The organism is Ruegeria sp. BHSB064 (assembly GCF_059613205.1).
In genome coordinates this window covers 1-17323 of the sequence record NZ_JBXWSB010000005.1, presented here as the reverse complement: position 1 = coordinate 17323, position 17323 = coordinate 1, and the positions used below count along the sequence as shown (strand labels likewise).

Here is a 17323-nt window from a genome sequence, read left to right as displayed (position 1 = left end):
AAGCTTCTGGCTCTTGCGCTGTTGGCGTGGTAGCGATCTAGAAAAGAACAAAGAGGGGTGGTCGCATCGTTTTGATGCCTGCTTCGAAAACAGAACGAGGTTGAGATGGCAAACGAACCCCAGATCATTGGTGCTGCGCCGGGGCGTAAGGAAAAGCCGCAGGCCGACAAGGCAACCAAACGCAAGAACACCAAGGATGCAATCCGCCGCACGTTTCTGTCACGCCTTCCAAAAGGAGGCGTCGCAGTTGAAATTGGTGTCTGGCAAGGAGAGTTCTCGCCAACCATTCTCAAACTGCTTGAACCCAGTCAGCTGTTTCTGATCGATCCGTGGAAGCATATTGGGGAAGAGTCGCACACGACCGCATTTGTTGGCCGCACCGAAGACGAAAAGATGGAGGCCATCTTTCAGAAAGTGGTCAAGTCGTTCGAAAAAGAGATTGAAGAGGGCAAGGTCGGTATCATTCGCGATTTCTCGGTGCCTGCACTTGAACTGTTCGATGACGAAAGCATCTCGTTTGCCTATGTCGATGGGGACCATTCTTACGAAGGCGTGACTGCCGATCTGGCTGCACTGTTTCCCAAGATCAAACCTGGCGGGATCATGGCCTTTGATGACTACCACCGTCGGGGCTGGTGGGGTGATGGCGTTATCCGGGCGGTGAACGAGTTTCTTGGCAAGCACCCACGCGCGTTGCGCATCCGGGCAATTGCCGGTGCTCAGATTGCCATAGAAAAGATTGTTCCGCAGGACGACAGCAAAGGGCAGGCCAGTTAAGCGGCGGGATTGAGTGGCAGCGATGGTTAAGCCTGAAAAAATCCTCATCACCGCGATGAAGAACGAGGGGCCTTATATTCTGGAATGGGTCGCCCATCACAAGGTTTTGGGGTTCGACCGGATCATTGTTTACACAAATGACTGTACGGACGGTACAAACCAAATACTTCGCCGATTGCAGGACTTGGGACATGTCGAGTTTCACAAAAATCGCGTTGGAACAGGTGGGATTCACCGGTCCGCTCTCAGACAGGCGCGCCGTCTTCCGGTCGTAAAAGAGGCCAAGTGGATCTACGTGGGCGATGCGGATGAGTTTCTGAACATTCACGTCGGCAACAACAAGCTGGACGATCTGATCGAAGCGACACCGGGTGTCGATGTCATCTCGATCCCGTGGAAGATTTTTTCCAACAGCGGTCGGCATGTGATGCGGGATGCACCCGTGACGCAGCAATTTTTCGACGGTGAGTTGGACTATGAACAGGGCGGGGCAGGGCGTCGTTTTGTGAAATCCATGTTCCGGCAAGGTGAAGTTTATTTACGCTATGGGCTTCACAACCCTCATCCCCGGGCCGAGTATCAGGCGGCGGTTTTCCGTTCTGTGCCCGGAGGGCATGCCAAAGAACCCGCGCCTTTTGGCAACCATGTCTCGCCACCCTTTGGCTTTGAAATCGCGCAAATAAACCACTATGCGGTTCGGTCTACTCAAGCTTACCTGGCTAAACGCAGCCGGGGCAGGGCCAACCACTCATCTCAGACACTTGGTACGGATTACTGGGATCGCTGGAACCGCGGCGGTGCAACGGATGAAACGATCCTGCGATACAAGGATGAGGTTGACGCTGTGTTGGAGGAGTTTCGAGCAGATGACCGGCTTAAACGGTTGCACAGAAAATCTTTCCGCTGGCACAAGGCGCTGATAAACGATCTTCTGAAACAGCCGGATTACAACGAATTGTACCAAAAACTGCTGGCAAAACCGGCGGTGGAGTTCGTCAAAAAAGACCGCATTGTGCGGGAGCGGCTTTCAGCAGAGCCCACCCCTGCGTCCGGCGAACTGCGGCCAGAGTCCTAACAGATCACCCCTCGGAGAACAAAACTATGGCTGCGGATCGCTCTCTTCCGACGATTGGGATGCTCTGGATGGAAGGCCGCCTGAGTTTTCTGGAACAGATGTGCATGTTGTCCTTCATCGAGCAGGGCCACAGGTTGGTTTTGTTTCACTATGGGCAGGTCGAAAACGTACCGTCTGGCGTTGAATTGGTATCGGCCAACGAAGTGCATGAGCCGAAAGAGTTCATCATGAACAATCAGTTCAAAACGCCGGTTCCGCAATCTGACATCTTCAGATTGCAGTTGATGAAAAAGACGGATTTCCTCTGGTGCGATACGGATGTGGTGGCGTTGTCTCCGATCCCCAGGGCCGATCACATCTTTGGTTACTTCAACAGGGACACGATCTGTAATGCCGTGATGCGGCTGCCCTCAGATAGTCCGGCACTGGACGCGTATGTAGAGTACAGCGAGGATCCTTACCCGATCCGCCCGTGGGTCGAAGGCGATGAACGCGCAGAGCTTGAGCGGATGAAGCGCGCCGGCGAGTTGCCGCACGCTTCGGATCAAGAGCACAGCGTTTACGGACCGGGTGTCATGACATGGTATCTGCGCCAACATGACGAGTTGAAACATGCCAGCCCAATCCCGGTGTTTTATCCGTTGCCGTTTCGTCAGGCGGGACAAGCCAACGATATTCACGTCCGAGAGTTCAGAGAGGCATACATCAAGGATGACACCCTTGCGGTGCATCTGTGGGGTCGCCGGATGCGCTGGTGGATCGCAAATGGTATCAAGCGGCATTCTTTCCTGGACAGACGTTTGCGGAACCTGGGTATCCGCGCAAGTGATGCGCCACTGCCGCGCCATGGCAGAAAAGGGCCCAAGCCGATCGAGTTTCCGGCCGTCCTTCCTGCGTTGCGGACAACAACAGACGACATCCAAAAAGCCACAGGCGGCGCAATGTCTACGGCCCTGCTGTCAGACAGGGAAGACTATTTGAAAGTCGCGCAGGCAGAGCTGGACAGGATCCAGGCCGACAATCTCTATGGTGTGAACGATCCGCCCCCTCCGGGCCGTCTGCGCGGCTGGGATCATTACGGCAGTGAGGCTGCGCGGCTGAATGCACTTGCCTTGTCGCTGTTCAACTATGCCGAAAGCCACCGTCGTCTGCCTGATCTTCTTGCACCGAAAACCTTCTCGGAAAAGCTGTTGGTGATGAAGCTGTTTGGCTTTGTTCCCGACGCGATTGTTGCAGAACAAGACAAAGCTGTGGAACAGGTGCCAGACGGTCTGACCGTGCCAAGGCGTGTATGGCATTCACACATACCGGCCCTGCCTGAAGCGCTTTCCGGTGAGTCCGGAGAATACAGCCTGAAAGGCTCGGCCAGCGTAACGCACAGGATTGGTGTGTCGCTTCCGCTGGACGAAGCAGAGCGCGACGCGGCAAACAAACAGATGGCCGCATGGCACAAAACCAAAACGCCGGAAGGGTTCTGGACCGGGGACTGGTGGCGCGTTACCCGGCAGCCCAACTATTGTCTTGAAGAAGACCTGACAGCCGGTGAACCAACAGTCACCGACTGGCAGTTCTGGGTGATCGCAGGGCGTGTTCATTTGGTGCAGGTTGACCGCGACCGGGGGCGCGGGCGCATTCAGATGCTGCACGACCGAGACTACGCATACCTTGCTGATGAGTTGTTTTTCCCAACCAGTTCGGACTCAGAGCCGCAGCCCGCGCAATTCGACGAGATGGTTCGGATCGCAGAAACTCTGGCGCAGGACGTCGAATTTGCCAGGGTCGATTTGAGCTTGGTGGGCGAAAGGATCTGCCTGCGCGAGGTCACTCTGTCCCCGATTGCCGGAAAACAGAAGATACGCTCAGATGCGTTGGATCAGCGGCTGGGTGCGGCGTGGGTTGGTACGGCATTGTTTCCGAACGAAATGTAAGCCGCATGCCAAAATTGGTGCGCGCTCAAGGTGTTCGCCCTTTCTTACTCGACCACAATCTCCTGACGCAGCTTTCCGGTCGTTTTGTCAAAGATCAAAACACGGTTGTCATCCGTGACAACCGCATACCAGTTGGAGCCAATGGTCAGCGCCTGGGCCTTCGCACCGTCCGGCAGCTCGATCTGATCCGGAAGGGTGGGGGTGCGGTCCGATAGGCGGATGACAATCAGGGCGAATGTCACTAGAACCCCGCCAATCATCACCGCGGTCAACAACATGACCATCCGCCGCAGCAATCGCAGCTGCGGTGTTTCCTGCGGTTCTTGGGGTTCGGAAGGGACAGTCATGGGCACCCGCCAGATTGAGTTTCAGATCGCGGCTGATCCGCCGCCACGCCTTGATAAGGCGCTTTCAAGGGATGTGCCAGATGGTGAAAACTTGTCGCGCACCCGGCTTGCGCGCCTGATCGAAGAGGGTGCGGTTCAGGTCAACGGAAGTGAGGCGTGTGACCCCAAGGCAAAAGTTGCGGAAGGGGCACAGGTTACCATTGTCGTGGCCGAGGCCGAAGACAGCCATATTGGCCCCGAAGACATCCCGCTTGAGGTTGTCTTTGAAGATGCGGATGTGATCGTCGTGAACAAGCCCGCAGGCATGGTCGTGCATCCCGCGCCGGGTTCGCCCAGCGGTACTCTGGTAAACGCGTTGCTGCACCATTGCGGGGATGATCTGTCAGGTGTTGGCGGGGTCAAGCGACCGGGCATCGTGCATCGCATCGACAAGGAAACCAGCGGTCTTTTGGTGGTGGCCAAATCAGATGCAGCGCATCACGGTTTGGCTGCGCAGTTTGCCGATCACAGCGTCGAGCGGTATTACCGCGCCGTGTGCTACGGGGTGCCGGACGCCAACGACCCTCGTTTGCGCGGTGTCAAAGGGGTCAGTTTCGAGCCCGGCAACATCATGCGCGTGACAACGCAGCTTGCGCGCCACAAGACCGACCGTCAGAGGCAGGCTGTTTTGTTCCATGGGGGTCGCCACGCTGTAACGCGTGCGCGGGTTGTTGAAAGCTTCGGAAAACCTGTGGGGCTGGCTCTGATCGAATGCTGGCTGGAAACCGGGCGCACCCATCAGATTCGGGTCCATATGGCCCATGCAGGGCATGGGCTGGTCGGAGACCCGGTTTACGGCGGCAAGCGCAAGCTGTCTGCCAAGGCATTTTCGGTTTCGACTGCCGAATCTGTCCGCGATTTCCCACGTCAGGCCCTTCATGCAGCCGTTTTGGGGTTTGAGCATCCCGTGACGGGTGAAAACCTTCGGTTCGAGGCTGATCTGCCGCAGGACATGGAATCTCTGATTGCAGGGCTGCGCGCACCAGTGTCACAATAAGCAAAGTCTTGTGAGTAAGAGTTTCTTATCTTCCCTTAACAGAAGTTTAATTTCAGACTGATAACAGCACCTCTTGAATAGGCAGGGTTCCTTACCCATATCCTATGTTAAAGACTTAAACATTTGTCGGAGGGACATCATAATGGCAAATTACGCAAATCTCCCCGCACCGACGCCCGAGGGCGGCCTGAATCGCTATATGCAGGAAATTCGCAAGTTTCCCCTGCTGGAGCCGGAAGAAGAATACATGCTGGCCAAGCGCTGGGTCGAAGAGCAGGACACTGAAGCCGCGCATAAAATGGTGACATCTCACCTGCGTCTGGCGGCCAAGATCGCCATGGGCTATCGCGGCTACGGACTGCCGCAGGCCGAAGTGATTTCCGAGGCGAATGTCGGCCTGATGCAGGCGGTGAAACGGTTTGACCCTGAAAAAGGCTTCCGTCTGGCAACCTACGCCATGTGGTGGATCCGCGCCTCGATCCAGGAATATATCCTGCGGTCGTGGTCATTGGTGAAGCTGGGTACAACCTCGGCTCAGAAAAAGCTGTTCTTCAACCTGCGCAAGGCCAAGGCCCGTATCGGCGCGTTGGAGGAAGGCGACCTGCGTCCTGAAAACGTCAAACAGATCGCCAATGATCTGGGTGTGACCGAAGAAGAAGTCATCAGCATGAACCGCCGTATGTCCGGTGGGGATGCCTCGCTGAACGCGACCGTGGGGTCCGAAGGTGAAGGCACGATGCAATGGCAGGATTGGCTGGAAGATGAAGATGCCGATCAGGCGGGCGACTATGAAGCGCGCGACGAACTGGAAGCACGCCGTGAGTTGCTGACCGCTGCTCTGGATGTGCTGAACGATCGGGAAAAGGACATCCTGACTCAGCGCCGGTTGATGGATCAGCCGGTGACTCTGGAAGAGTTGAGCACGCAGTATAACGTCAGCCGCGAACGTATTCGTCAGATCGAAGTGCGCGCGTTTGAGAAACTGCAAAAGAAGATGCGGGACCTTGCCCGCGAAAAAGGCATGCTGGCAACCAGCTGACCGTTATACCAGCCCGCAATCTCTGCGGGCTGGTTTCGTTTTACCCCTTTGAAAATTCGTTATGGACCGTTGATCTATGTGACCGGATCGACCCGTGAATTGACTCGCGAACGTCAAAAGCGGCAGAGAGGTCATACAGAAACGGATGGAGAGTGCGATGCAAAAGCCCGTTCAGTTTGGCGTCTTGGGGGCCGCGAAATTCGCGCGGGAGCATATGGCTCCGGCAATACACGCGGCCAATGGTGCTCGTTTGGCTGCATTGGCAACATCTGACGTAGCAAAGGCAGATTCATTTCTGTCCTTTTGCCCGGACCTCAGGGTGTTGGACAGTTACGAGGCTTTGCTGTCAGATCCCGGTATCGACGCGGTCTATATCCCCTTGCCGAACCACATGCATGTCGAGTGGAGTCTAAGGGCAATGGACGCCGGTAAACATGTACTGTGCGAAAAACCAATGACCATGAAGGCCGCTGAGTTTGACCAACTGATCGCCAAGCGCGACCAGACCGGAGTGCTTGCGGCCGAAGCCTATATGATCGTGCATCACCCCCAGTGGCAGCTGGCACGTGATCTGATTGCGGATGGTGCCATTGGGGATTTGGTACACGTCACCGGCGCGTTTAGTTTTGACAATCGGGCGGACACGGGCAACATCCGCAACCGGGCCGAAACGGGCGGTGGCGGATTGCGGGACATCGGTGTCTACGTAATCGGTGGTGCGCGTTTTGCCACTGGGGCAGAGCCCATTGCAGTTCAATCTGCGATCCGCTGGCAGAGCGACATAGACACCTTTACCGAAATCCGTGCCCAATTCCCCGGCTTCACCTATTCGGCCTACGTGTCCATCCGAATGCACCCTCATCAGGAAATGGTGTTTCATGGCGAGGGCGGTTTAATCCGTCTGACAACGCCTTTCAATGCGCGCGTGTTTGGCGAGGCGCGGGTAGAACTGCATCGCCCGGGTCTTGAGGTTCAAATCACCAGGTTCCCTGGGGCAAACCACTACAAGCTGCAGGTTGAAGCGTTTTGCCGGTCGATCCGGGACGGTGCGGATTATCCCTGTCCACTAGAGTTTTCGCGGGGCACGCAAGAGGTGATTGATCGTGTGTTTGAAAACGCGGTGTCACTGTAACTTGCTCAGAGGCTAGAGGCTCGGCTATCCTGTCGTTCCATGTTGCAGGAGGAAACCCATGGCCGGTGGCTGGGCACGCGACGGAGCGGTAAGCGAACAGATAGAAGCTTCGATTTCGGACGAGCTGGCGCGGATGCAAGCGCAGAAGCGCCCCGTCGGCGAAAGCCTGACCCATTGCGCGGAGTGTGAAGAGCCGATTCCTGAAAAGCGACGCGCTGCGCTGCCGGGCGTGAAACTTTGCCTTGATTGCCAACAAGAGCGGGACGGGGCGTTCAAAGCACGAGGCGGAATGAACCGCCGGGGCTCTAAAGACAGCCAACTAAAATAAGTGGGGCTCAGTGATGCCCGGCACCAAACTGATGCAAAACGGTCTGGTCCTTGGGTTTCTGGCGGCGTTCCTTTGGGGCACGCACAGTGTCATCGTGCGCTATCTCACAAGTGATCTGGGCGGGCTACAGATTGCTGTCACGCGCCTGTTTATCGCCGCTCTGGCGATTTATTGCATGTTGCGGGCGATGCGGGTTTCAGTGTCGATTCAACTGGACGACTGGAATTTTCGGCTGGCGGTACTGTCGACTGTGGTCAACTACATCCTGTTCCATATTGGACTCGAGCATACTGGAGCGGCAAATGCGATGGTGCTCGAGAATACCGCTCCGTTCTTTGTTCTGGTTTTCCTTTATTTCTTTGCAGATACGAAGGTGACGCGCACAGACATCCTGGCGACAGCACTCGCAATTCTGGGCGTGCTCTTAACAGTTTACCGGGATTTTCAGGGCGGTGGTGAACCTTTGTTCGGCGATCTTCTGGAAATCGGCGCGGGCCTTAGCTGGGCCGTGTTTCTAATCTCCAGCAGCCGTGCAATGCGCCGTTCGAAAACAACAGGAGAGAGATTGAATTTCCTGTTCGGTGTTTTCCTTTGCTCAGGCGTATTGTTGATACCGATGGCCGCCTTTTCATTGCAAATACCAACGGCCAACGACGTTTTGTTTTTGATTTTGTTGGGTGTTCTGCCAACAGCGTTGGCCTACTATCTTTGGTACGAAGCTGCTGCGCGGGTCTCAACCTTGACAGCAACATTGATGTTTGCAGCTTCAGTTGTATTCACATTTATCAACTCTGCGCTTTTTTTGGGGGCCGCAATCACTCCGATCACAGCCCTTGGCGCAGTTTTGATTGTAGCTGCCGTGTTCCTAACGACAAAGGGCCAGACCTGATCAGGCTTCCATCGCTTCCAGCTCATCAATAAAGCCCGAGATCATCGACAGGCCCTTGTCCCAGAACTTCGGATCGCTCGCGTCAAGGCCGAACGGGGCCAGAAGCTCTTTGTGATGTTTGGACCCACCGGCGCGCAACATTTCGAAATACTTGTCTTCGAAGCCGTCTGCGCCGCTTTCGTAAACCGAATACAGCGCGTTCACGAGGCCATCGCCGAAGGCATAGGCGTAAACGTAGAAGGGCGAATGCACAAAGTGGGGGATATAGGCCCAGAAGGTTTCGTACCCGTCCATGAATTCAAATGCAGGGCCAAGGCTTTCAGCCTGAACGCTCATCCACAGGGCGTTGATGTCGTCCGGGGTCAGTTCACCTTCGCGACGGGCGGCATGTAGCTTGCATTCAAAGTCGTAGAAGGCGATCTGGCGGACCACTGTGTTGATCATGTCCTCGACCTTACCGGCCAGCAGGACTTTGCGTTGCTCTTGTGTTTCGGCTTGTTCCAGCATCTTCCGGAAGGTCAGCATTTCGCCAAAGACAGACGCTGTTTCAGCCAGCGTCAGCGGGGTCGAGGACAGCATCTCACCCTGATCGGCGGCCAGCACCTGATGCACGCCATGGCCCAGCTCATGCGCCAGGGTCATCACGTCGCGTGGTTTGCCCAGATAGTTGAGCATCACATAGGGGTGGACATTGGTTACCGTGGGGTGCGCAAATGCCCCCGGAGCCTTACCCGGTTTCACCGCTGCGTCGATCCAGCCCTTTGAGAAGAAGGGCGATGCGATCTCTCCCATGCGTGGATCGAAAGCGTTGTATGCATCCATCACGGTTTTTTCCGCCTCGTCCCAATTGACGACACGGGTGTCTTCCATGGGCAGCGGCGCGTTGCGGTCCCAGACCTGCATCACGTCCAGACCCAGCCATTTGCGCTTTAGTTCATAATACCGATGGCTCAGCTTGGGGTAGGCGGCCACGACAGCTTCGCGCAGCGCTTCGACCACTTCGGGCTCTACATCGTTCGACAGGTGACGTCCGGTTTGCGCGGTGGGCATATTGCGCCAGCGGTCGACGATTTCCTTTTCCTTGGCTTGGGTGTTGTGGACACGGGCAAAGGTCTTGATGTTGTCCTGAAACACCGACGCCAGTTCGCGCGCAGCTACTTCACGCTTGGCGCGGTCCTGCTCGGTCAACAGGTTCAGGGTGCCTTCGATGTTCAGTTCTTCGCCATTAACCTCAAAGGTCAGTCCGGCGATGGTTTCATCAAACAGACGTTCCCACGCATCGCCGACAACGCCCAAGTCGTGCAGGAACTTTTCCAGCTCATCGGACAGTTGGTAGGGCTTCATCGCACGGATGCGGCGGAAAACCGGCTCATAACGGGCCAGATCGGCATTGGCGTCGAAATGCGCCTTGAGCACGTCATCGTCGATACGGTTGAGTTCCAGCGTGAAAAACACAAGCGGCGTGGTGAAGATCGTGATTTTTTCCTGCATGTCCGACAGAAACTTGGCGCGCTCGGCATCCGTGGTCAGTTGATAATAGCGCAAACCGGCAAAGGACATGATGCGGCCGGCAATGGAGTTGATCTTTTCGTTGCGCAACACACAGGACAGCAAGCCGTCTGCGTCCAGATCGGCCAGTTTGCCTTCGTAGTCTGCGGCAAAGGCGGCGCATTCACCTTCCAGCCAGCCCAGGTCGCGCTCAAGCTCGGGTGCGTCTTCCGAGGTGTATAGATCGCTCAGATCCCATTCCGGAAGGTTGCCAAGGTTGTCGGCACCGCCCATTGCGTTTGCGTCTCGGACAGGAAAGGGAAGTTCGCGCATGGATCACCTTTTGTAGATAGCTTTTGCAAACATCTAGGGCTGGCGTGCGCGGATCACAAGCGGCCAGTCCAACAACAGGCCAGACAGAAGTAGGGTTTTCGGATCGCAGCTTAGCTGGTTCGATTGGACAGAAAATGCTCTGCCAACTGATCCAAAACCGGCCCGCGTACATCAGGGGCCTCCATCAGCACTTCATGTTCGCCGTCCGGGATTTCAACGAGTGTGCCGTTTGGCCAGTTTTTCATGCGCGCACGTATGGCCTTGCGGTCGACGATCTGTTCGTGGCTGCCAAGGAAGGTCAGGCCAGGTGTGTCAGGTGCGGGTTGCTCTATCAGCCACGCGCACTCGTCCAGCGACTCGCGCAACCAAAGGTTCGAGGGCGCCCCAAGCGCCAACTCAGGATGGGCTTTCAGTTGATCCTGCATCATCCGAAACATCGCCGGATCGCGGGTCAGCATATTGCCCTCGAAGGGTTGCGACAGAACATAGCTTTCCAGCGTCGTGGTCGGTGGCGTTTTTTCGCCAAGGCCAAGCGCTGTGCCCCAATAGGCCGTCACGCGGCTGAGGGGTTTCATAACCGGGGTAAAGAAAATGCCCCACATCGGACCGGTGAAGGCACAAGCGGCAAAGCATTTCTGCTCGATCACAGCGCGCAATCCTATGGCACCCCCCATCGAATGTCCGATCACGTACCAGGGCTTTGGCAGTTCCAGCGCTCGGGCAAGGTCAAGCGTTGCCTGAACGTCCCGCTGATAATCCGTAAACTGATCGACATGTCCGACACGAGGGTCGTCCAGCAAGCGATCTGCCAGTCCCTGACCGCGCCAATCAACGGCGAGCATTGCAAAGCCGCGTTGGATGAACGCGGCAGCGGTGCTTCCGTATTTTTCGATGTATTCGGTTCGACCGGGAAACATCAGCACGGTACCGTGCGCGTCGCCCTCGGGCAGCCAATGGGCGACCCGGATTCTTATCTGGTCCGAGGTCATTACCCAGTGGGCCTTCCCACCGACGGGACCGCCGGCCACGTCTTCAAAGAAAGGGGCCGGCGTCAATTCCATCAGGCCAACACCGAGGCAAGCTTCATCGCAACACCCATGTCGCCGTCAATGGTCAGTTTGCCGGACATGAATGCACCGGTGGGATTCAGTTCGCCGCTGAGGATTTGTTCGAACGTGTCGGCGTCAGCGCTCATGGTGACATCGGCGTCATCGTCGCTGACTCGTGCCCCGTCAGAATCCAGAACGATTGCGCCCAGATCGGCGATTGCAAACTTGGCCGAAGCATCAAACGCGCCGCCTTCCAGTTTTTCATTCAGCGCGGCTGCTGCCTTTTCAAGAATCTCGCTCATGCTTTTCCTCATTTTGTTAGTGCGCCGTGAATGGACATCCCCGGTCGCAACGCTACACTGACTATTGTTATGAGCATTGCAATCCACAATCTCAAAGGTACCGTTGCGGCACTTGCCGTTCTAGTCACGTTTTCCACCAGTTGCCTAGCGCAACAGGCGGATTTGCGCGATGAAGACGCGCTGTTGCAGCAACTTGCCCAATCGACACCCGAACAGGCAATGGCCCTGGACAGGCAGTTACAGGCTTTGTGGGCGCAATCCGGCTCGGCCTCGGCGGATCTGCTGCTGGAGCGCGGTCGAGAAGCGCTTGAAGATGGTGACATCGACGCCGCACTGGATCACCTGACAGCGTTGACGGATCACGCGCCTGAGTTCGCCGAAGGCTGGCATGTCCGCGCTTCGGCGTTTTTTGGGATCGAACGGTTTGGCATGGCAGCCGCCGATCTTGAACACGTACTGACCCTGAACCCCAACCACTACGAAGCGATTTATGGGCTGGGTTTGATCTTTGAAATCGTAGGAGAGCCTGAGAAAGCGTATGATGCTTATTCGCGGGCCTTGGCTATACATCCCCACCACGAAGAAGTAACCAATGCGGTGAATCGACTGAAGCCTCAGGTTGAAGGCGCAGCGCTGTAAGGTCCGGGGCAGGGGGCAATGGTGAGCGGGTCATCCCGAGTAGTGGCCGTATTGGGCCCGACAAATACAGGCAAAACCCATTACGCGATCGAACGGATGCTGGGGTACCGCACCGGCGTGATTGGCCTGCCGCTGCGGCTGTTGGCTCGTGAGGTCTATGACAAGATCGTCGCCATTCGCGGCCCGTCGGTTGTGGCCTTGGTCACGGGCGAAGAGCGCATCGTGCCACCGCGCACCCAATATTGGGTTTGCACAGTCGAGGCGATGCCCGAAGGCATGGGGGCAGATTTCGTTGCGATCGACGAAATCCAACTCTGTGCCGACCCCGAACGCGGCCATGTCTTTACCGACCGTCTGCTGCGGTCCCGTGGCACGAATGAGACGCTTTTCCTGGGGTCGGATACCATGCGCGGACCAATCGCGGCGCTGGTGCCCGAGGCACAGTTCGTCCGGCGCGAACGGATGTCTCAACTGGTCTATTCCGGGTCCAAGAAAATCAGCCGGATGCCCGCGCGCAGCGCCATCGTCGGATTTTCGGTCGACAGTGTTTATGCCATTGCCGAGTTGCTGCGGCGTCAAAAGGGCGGGGCGGCGGTGGTCATGGGTGCGCTCAGCCCACGAACGCGCAACGCTCAGGTGGACCTCTATCAGAATGGCGAGGTCGACTATCTGGTTGCCACCGACGCCATCGGGATGGGCTTGAACCTGGATGTGAACCACGTCGCGTTTTCATCCCTCACCAAATTTGATGGCCGCCGGATGCGCCCGCTGGCCCCGAATGAACTGGCGCAGATTGCAGGCCGGGCCGGTCGCGGTATGTCTGACGGCACCTTTGGTGTGACCGGTGAAGCGCCGCCGTTGGATGAAGGAGTGGCGCAGGCCATCATGGACAGCCGCTTTACGCCGATGAAAAAGCTGAACTGGCGGAATGCCGCCTTGCGGTTCGGCTCCATCGACGCACTGATCACTTCGCTTGAGGTCAGCCCAAATGACGAGCATCTGACCAAAGCACGCCCTGCGGATGACCTGAACGCGCTGAAATCCCTGTCACAAGTGGCCGAGATAGTTGCCCGCGCAAGCGATCCACAATCCATCCGTTTGCTTTGGGATGTGTGCCGAATCCCCGACTTTCGCGGCATCAGCCACGCAGAACATGCCAGCTTGCTGGAGGTGATCTATGGTCACTTGCATGAGCATGGATCGATCCCGGATGACTTCATGGCGCGACAGATCCGTCGGATAGATCAGACCCATGGCGACATAGATACGCTGTCCAAAAGGTTGGCATATATTCGCACTTGGACATATGTTGCGCAACGAAACGGCTGGGTGCGTGACGAATCGCATTGGCGTGATGAGACGCGCACTGTAGAAGACAGACTGTCAGATGCCTTACATGAGCGTCTGACTCAAAGATTTGTGGACCGGCGTACATCTGTTTTGCTGCGCCGGCTCAAACAGAAGGAGGCCCTTTTGGCCGAAGTAAATGACAAGGGTGAAGTGACCGTCGAAGGCGAATTCGTCGGTCGTTTGGAAGGGTTCCGGTTTACCCCGGACAAAAGCGCGCAAGGAACCGAGGCGAAAGCTTTGAAATCGGCTTCCCTGCAAGCACTCGCGCCGCAATTCCATCTGCGTGCCGATCGCTTCTATAATGCGCCCGATACCGAAATTGATTTCACCGATCAGGGTGGCCTGATGTGGGGCGAATATGCCGTCGGCAAACTTGTCGCCGGGGCAGAGCCTCTCAAGCCGATGGTCGAGGTTTTTGTGGATGAAGCCGCAGGGCCGGATGTCGAACAGAAAGTGCAGCGCCGGTTGCAGCATTTCATCGACCGCAAGGTTGCTGCGCTGTTCGAGCCGCTTTTGAACCTGTCGCGCGACGAGGAATTGACGGGACTGGCCAAGGGCTTTGCCTTCCGCATGGTCGAAGCGCTGGGCGTGCTGCCCCGCGCGCAGGTCGCGCAAGAGGTCAAAGATCTGGATCAGGACGCGCGCGGTGCTCTGCGCAAGCATGGCATCCGCTTTGGCCAGTTCACGATCTTCATGCCGCTGCTGCTGAAACCCGCGCCGACGCGCTTGCGTCTGGTGTTGTGGGCGTTGTCCAGCGGTTTGCAGGAATTCCCCGAAGCTCCACCTCCGGGTCTGGTTACTGTACCTGTCGCCAAGGATGCGCCGCAGGGCTATGACACCATGTGTGGTTACCGCGATGCGGGTGAGCGTTCGATCCGGATCGATATGCTGGAACGTCTGGCCGACATGCTGCGTGCTGAAGACAGCCGGGGAGGGTTCGAAGCCAAGCCGGATATGCTTTCGATCACCGGCATGACGCTTGAACAATTCGCGGACCTGATGCAGGGCTTGGGCTACAAGGCCGAGCGTGGCGAACGTGAAAAGGTCAAACCGACCCCGGTGGAGCAGCCAGCCTCAGAAGCGTCTGATCAAGCTGCAGCCGAAGAATCCGCCGCACCAGAGGCCGCATCGGAAGAGGGCGTCACACACGCCGAGGCGTCAGCCGAGGCTACGACAAGCACCGAGGCGGCAGCCGAGGCACCAGCGCCTGACGCCGCAGCGGATGAACCTGAGGCCGAGGTCTTCTATACCTTCACCTGGGGTCGCCAGCGTCAGCAGAACCGTGGACCGCGCCGCGAGCAGGGGCAGGGCAAAGGAAAACCGCGTGGTAAACCTCAGGACGGTCGCGGCAAGCCACATAGCAAGAAGGGTGGCAAACCTCACGGCGCCAAGTCCTTCTCGTCACGGCCTCCGAAAAAGGAAAAAGCCATTGATCCCGATAACCCGTTCGCTGCGGCGCTTATGGGTTTGAAGGACGGCAACTGATGTAAGATGGCCGAGGCCAAACTGCGGATCGACAAGTGGTTGTGGCAGGCGCGGTTCTTCAAGACCCGCAGCCTTGCCGCCAAGCAGGTCAGCGGCGGCCATGTCAGGTTGAACGGAAACCGGGTGCTGAAGCCGGCGCAGGCTGTATGCCCCGGTGACGTTCTGACTTTTCCGCAAGGGCGAATGGTGCGTGTCGTACGTATCGAAAAACTTGGGGATCGCCGGGGTCCGGCCCCAGAGGCGCAAACGCTGTATTTCGATATGACCGAAAAGCGGGACGCAACGCCCAAGAATCCGGGTTTTGAGGGAAAAGGTCGTCCGACCAAGAAAGATCGGCGCGCTCTTGATCTTTCTCGCACAGAAGATCGCTGATCCCATCTTGAAGAGTAGGCCAGACTGAATTAGCTAGTCGCACAAACCGCAAACGGGAATCCGCTTATGACCTATGTTGTCACCGAAAACTGTATCGCCTGCAAATACACCGACTGTGTCGAAGTGTGCCCGGTGGACTGTTTCTACGAAGGTGAAAACGCTTTGGTCATTCATCCGGACGAATGCATCGACTGTGGCGTGTGTGAACCGGAATGCCCGGCAGACGCAATCCGCCCCGATACTGAGCCGGGAATGGAACAGTGGGTCGAGTTCAATCGCAAGTTCTCGGAACAGTGGCCGGTGATTGTGACCAAGAAAGACCCGCTTCCTGAGGCTGAAGAGCGCGACGGAGAAGAGGGTAAAATGGAGAAGTATTTCTCTGAGGCACCCGGCGAAGGCGGCTGAGCGATTCGCTGCTGCAGCCTGGCGTATGACACGAAGTTCACGAAGTAACCTGTTGAAGCAGCGTGTAATTCGAAAAATTCCCGTAGGGTAAACTTTCGGGTGTCATATTTTTGTGGTATACTCCTAACCTGTATGATGACCGAGATTGGGATGCACTCCGAAAGTATGCTCACTTTGGAGTTCTGAATTTGTGACAAAAACGCCGCCTGACGGGGCTTAGACAGTCCCCGCATGTGGTGCTTTTGTTGTCTGTGTCCTGGTCCGTAAGCAAGGAAAAAACTGAATGACAAAGTCGAAAAAGCTTGAGTTCCGCCCCAACGACTATGTTGTCTATCCCGCCCATGGCGTGGGTCAGATCATCTCGATCGAGGAGCAGGAAGTTGCGGGCTTTTCGCTCGAACTGTTTGTCATCTCATTTGAGAAAGACAAAATGACATTGCGCGTGCCGACCAACAAAGCAACCGAATCCGGTTTGCGGTCGCTCAGCTCGCCGGATGTCATCAGTCAGGCGATGAAGACACTGAAGGGCAAGGCCAAGGTCAAACGCGCCATGTGGTCCCGCCGCGCCCAGGAATATGAACAGAAAATCAACTCGGGCGATCTGATCTCGATTGCCGAGGTCGTCCGCGATTTGCATCGCACCGACGATCAGCGCGAGCAGAGCTATTCCGAGCGTCAGCTTTACGAAGCCGCGCTGGAGCGTCTGACCCGAGAAGTCGCAGCCGTGTCCGGTGCTGGCGAAGTTTCGGCCGCGAAGCAGGTGGACGAAGTCCTGACCTCGCGCGCAGCCTGATCGCATCAAAATACTGCCTGAGGCCGCTCCAAACGGGGCGGCCTTTTTCGTGGCTTGGTGATTTGTGCAACTGCCGTTAATTTCACTTTAGATGCAGCACGATACAGGGCGGATATGAAGCAGACTGTGAAATACCTGTATATCGGGCATGACCCGATTTCGGTCTGGTTTCGCTATGGCCTGATCCTGTTCGACATTGTGTCGATCATCTTCTTCGTCGCTACCGCTCATATTCTACACGGGCCGGGCGTTACAGCTGCAAGCCTGTTGATTGGCTTTCTGATTTTTCTGGATTTCTCAGCTCGGCTTTGGATCGCGAAGGACCGTTGGAAGTTGCTGCGCCAGATTTACACGTTGGCGGATATTGTTGTTATCGTTTCGCTGGTGCTCGATCCGTTCCTGACGGGCAATCTAGCATTTTTGCGGATATTGCGCGCTTTGCGTTTGATCCATTCCTATCACCTGTTGCGGGATTTGCGACGCGACAGCAACTTCTTTCGCACCCACGAAGACGCGGTGATTGCAGCGATCAACCTGATGGTTTTTGTCTTTGCAA

At 56.6% G+C, this 17323-nt stretch carries 17 protein-coding genes and 1 pseudogene; 14 read left to right on the top strand and 4 right to left on the bottom strand.

Going from position 1 to position 17323, the window contains the following annotated elements; genetic code table 11:
• The first annotated feature begins 105 nt into the window (after positions 1 to 105).
• The 3 genes from AC2FNU_RS02065 to AC2FNU_RS02055 are packed head-to-tail and all read left to right on the top strand — an operon-like array spanning position 106 to position 3780.
• The gene (locus AC2FNU_RS02065) at positions 106 to 777 is read left to right on the top strand and encodes a class I SAM-dependent methyltransferase (RefSeq protein ID WP_496784477.1); all 672 of its coding nucleotides are present in this window, start codon (positions 106 to 108) and stop codon (positions 775 to 777) included.
• A gap of 22 nt (positions 778 to 799) precedes the next feature.
• Complete coding sequence (locus AC2FNU_RS02060; protein ID WP_496784536.1) at positions 800 to 1852, top strand: glycosyltransferase family 2 protein; 1053 nt, start codon at positions 800 to 802, stop codon at positions 1850 to 1852.
• A 26-nt stretch (positions 1853 to 1878) separates the two neighbouring features.
• Positions 1879 to 3780 (top strand): ATP-grasp fold amidoligase family protein, encoded by a 1902-nt coding sequence (locus AC2FNU_RS02055; RefSeq protein ID WP_496784476.1) that lies wholly within the window; start codon positions 1879 to 1881, stop codon positions 3778 to 3780.
• Between the two features lie 44 nt (positions 3781 to 3824).
• Here the strand turns inward: AC2FNU_RS02055 and AC2FNU_RS02050 are convergent, their stop codons facing one another.
• A complete protein-coding gene (locus AC2FNU_RS02050) occupies positions 3825 to 4127 on the bottom strand; it encodes a DUF6476 family protein (protein ID WP_171089432.1) in 303 nt (100 codons plus the stop codon).
• On the opposite strand from AC2FNU_RS02050, the gene AC2FNU_RS02045 reads away from it, so the two are divergent.
• The 5 genes from AC2FNU_RS02045 (at position 4126) to AC2FNU_RS02025 (ending at position 8551) form a co-directional block, all read left to right on the top strand.
• Positions 4126 to 5163 (top strand): RluA family pseudouridine synthase, encoded by a 1038-nt coding sequence (locus AC2FNU_RS02045; RefSeq protein ID WP_496784475.1) that lies wholly within the window; start codon positions 4126 to 4128, stop codon positions 5161 to 5163. The two genes, AC2FNU_RS02050 and AC2FNU_RS02045, sit on opposite strands and share 2 nt — an antisense overlap.
• Positions 5164 to 5305: 142 nt before the next feature.
• Positions 5306 to 6202: an RNA polymerase sigma factor RpoH gene (rpoH, locus tag AC2FNU_RS02040; RefSeq protein WP_171089435.1), complete on the top strand. Its 897-nt coding sequence runs from the start codon at positions 5306 to 5308 to the stop codon at positions 6200 to 6202.
• A 157-nt stretch (positions 6203 to 6359) separates the two neighbouring features.
• The gene (locus tag AC2FNU_RS02035; RefSeq protein ID WP_496784474.1) at positions 6360 to 7334 is read left to right on the top strand and encodes a Gfo/Idh/MocA family protein; all 975 of its coding nucleotides are present in this window, start codon (positions 6360 to 6362) and stop codon (positions 7332 to 7334) included.
• A 58-nt stretch (positions 7335 to 7392) separates the two neighbouring features.
• The gene (locus tag AC2FNU_RS02030; RefSeq protein ID WP_480798749.1) at positions 7393 to 7662 is read left to right on the top strand and encodes a DksA/TraR family C4-type zinc finger protein; all 270 of its coding nucleotides are present in this window, start codon (positions 7393 to 7395) and stop codon (positions 7660 to 7662) included.
• 13 nt (positions 7663 to 7675) lie between these two features.
• Entirely contained in the window at positions 7676 to 8551 is an 876-nt protein-coding gene (locus AC2FNU_RS02025; protein WP_496784473.1) for a DMT family transporter, read from the top strand.
• Here the strand turns inward: AC2FNU_RS02025 and AC2FNU_RS02020 are convergent, their stop codons facing one another.
• The 3 genes from AC2FNU_RS02020 to AC2FNU_RS02010 all read right to left on the bottom strand — a co-directional run bounded on the left by AC2FNU_RS02020 (position 8552) and on the right by AC2FNU_RS02010 (position 11723).
• Positions 8552 to 10372, bottom strand: coding sequence for a M3 family oligoendopeptidase (locus AC2FNU_RS02020; protein ID WP_496784472.1), 1821 nt, complete (start codon positions 10370 to 10372; stop codon positions 8552 to 8554). It abuts the gene before it with no gap.
• 110 nt (positions 10373 to 10482) lie between these two features.
• The gene (locus tag AC2FNU_RS02015) at positions 10483 to 11433 is read right to left on the bottom strand and encodes an alpha/beta fold hydrolase (protein WP_496784471.1); all 951 of its coding nucleotides are present in this window, start codon (positions 11431 to 11433) and stop codon (positions 10483 to 10485) included.
• Complete coding sequence (locus AC2FNU_RS02010; protein WP_171089449.1) at positions 11433 to 11723, bottom strand: SCP2 sterol-binding domain-containing protein; 291 nt, start codon at positions 11721 to 11723, stop codon at positions 11433 to 11435. Before AC2FNU_RS02010 ends, AC2FNU_RS02015 begins: the two co-directional genes overlap by 1 nt.
• 30 nt (positions 11724 to 11753) lie before the next feature.
• Here AC2FNU_RS02010 and AC2FNU_RS02005 point away from each other — a divergent pair, with 30 nt between their 5' ends.
• The 6 genes and pseudogenes from AC2FNU_RS02005 to AC2FNU_RS01980 all read left to right on the top strand — a co-directional run.
• The gene (locus tag AC2FNU_RS02005) at positions 11754 to 12362 is read left to right on the top strand and encodes a tetratricopeptide repeat protein (protein ID WP_496784470.1); all 609 of its coding nucleotides are present in this window, start codon (positions 11754 to 11756) and stop codon (positions 12360 to 12362) included.
• An 18-nt stretch (positions 12363 to 12380) separates the two neighbouring features.
• Positions 12381 to 15197, top strand: coding sequence for a helicase-related protein (locus tag AC2FNU_RS02000; RefSeq protein WP_496784469.1), 2817 nt, complete (start codon positions 12381 to 12383; stop codon positions 15195 to 15197).
• A gap of 6 nt (positions 15198 to 15203) precedes the next feature.
• Positions 15204 to 15569: an RNA-binding S4 domain-containing protein gene (locus AC2FNU_RS01995; RefSeq protein WP_496784468.1), complete on the top strand. Its 366-nt coding sequence runs from the start codon at positions 15204 to 15206 to the stop codon at positions 15567 to 15569.
• A gap of 66 nt (positions 15570 to 15635) precedes the next feature.
• Positions 15636 to 15974, top strand: a complete 339-nt coding sequence (gene fdxA / locus AC2FNU_RS01990) for a ferredoxin FdxA (protein WP_170503422.1) — start codon at positions 15636 to 15638, stop codon at positions 15972 to 15974.
• 283 nt (positions 15975 to 16257) lie between these two features.
• A complete protein-coding gene (locus AC2FNU_RS01985; RefSeq protein WP_171089457.1) occupies positions 16258 to 16767 on the top strand; it encodes a CarD family transcriptional regulator in 510 nt (169 codons plus the stop codon).
• A gap of 114 nt (positions 16768 to 16881) precedes the next feature.
• Positions 16882 to 17323: pseudogene (locus tag AC2FNU_RS01980) on the top strand (ion transporter); the annotation flags it as partial.

Excerpts from the sequence above, each read along its gene's own strand:
- AC2FNU_RS02065 (WP_496784477.1), top strand. The coding sequence starts at position 106 with ATGGCAAACGAACCCCAGATCATTGGTGCTGCGCCGGGGCGTAAGGAA.
- AC2FNU_RS02060 (WP_496784536.1), top strand. The coding sequence starts at position 800 with ATGGTTAAGCCTGAAAAAATCCTCATCACCGCGATGAAGAACGAGGGG.
- AC2FNU_RS02055 (WP_496784476.1), top strand. The coding sequence starts at position 1,879 with ATGGCTGCGGATCGCTCTCTTCCGACGATTGGGATGCTCTGGATGGAA.
- AC2FNU_RS02045 (WP_496784475.1), top strand. The coding sequence starts at position 4,126 with ATGGGCACCCGCCAGATTGAGTTTCAGATCGCGGCTGATCCGCCGCCA.
- AC2FNU_RS02050 (WP_171089432.1), bottom strand. The coding sequence starts at position 4,127 with ATGACTGTCCCTTCCGAACCCCAAGAACCGCAGGAAACACCGCAGCTG.
- rpoH (WP_171089435.1), top strand. The coding sequence starts at position 5,306 with ATGGCAAATTACGCAAATCTCCCCGCACCGACGCCCGAGGGCGGCCTG.
- AC2FNU_RS02035 (WP_496784474.1), top strand. The coding sequence starts at position 6,360 with ATGCAAAAGCCCGTTCAGTTTGGCGTCTTGGGGGCCGCGAAATTCGCG.
- AC2FNU_RS02030 (WP_480798749.1), top strand. The coding sequence starts at position 7,393 with ATGGCCGGTGGCTGGGCACGCGACGGAGCGGTAAGCGAACAGATAGAA.
- AC2FNU_RS02025 (WP_496784473.1), top strand. The coding sequence starts at position 7,676 with ATGCCCGGCACCAAACTGATGCAAAACGGTCTGGTCCTTGGGTTTCTG.
- AC2FNU_RS02020 (WP_496784472.1), bottom strand. The coding sequence starts at position 10,372 with ATGCGCGAACTTCCCTTTCCTGTCCGAGACGCAAACGCAATGGGCGGT.
- AC2FNU_RS02015 (WP_496784471.1), bottom strand. The coding sequence starts at position 11,433 with ATGGAATTGACGCCGGCCCCTTTCTTTGAAGACGTGGCCGGCGGTCCC.
- AC2FNU_RS02010 (WP_171089449.1), bottom strand. The coding sequence starts at position 11,723 with ATGAGCGAGATTCTTGAAAAGGCAGCAGCCGCGCTGAATGAAAAACTG.
- AC2FNU_RS02005 (WP_496784470.1), top strand. The coding sequence starts at position 11,754 with ATGGACATCCCCGGTCGCAACGCTACACTGACTATTGTTATGAGCATT.
- AC2FNU_RS02000 (WP_496784469.1), top strand. The coding sequence starts at position 12,381 with ATGGTGAGCGGGTCATCCCGAGTAGTGGCCGTATTGGGCCCGACAAAT.
- AC2FNU_RS01995 (WP_496784468.1), top strand. The coding sequence starts at position 15,204 with ATGGCCGAGGCCAAACTGCGGATCGACAAGTGGTTGTGGCAGGCGCGG.
- fdxA (WP_170503422.1), top strand. The coding sequence starts at position 15,636 with ATGACCTATGTTGTCACCGAAAACTGTATCGCCTGCAAATACACCGAC.
- AC2FNU_RS01985 (WP_171089457.1), top strand. The coding sequence starts at position 16,258 with ATGACAAAGTCGAAAAAGCTTGAGTTCCGCCCCAACGACTATGTTGTC.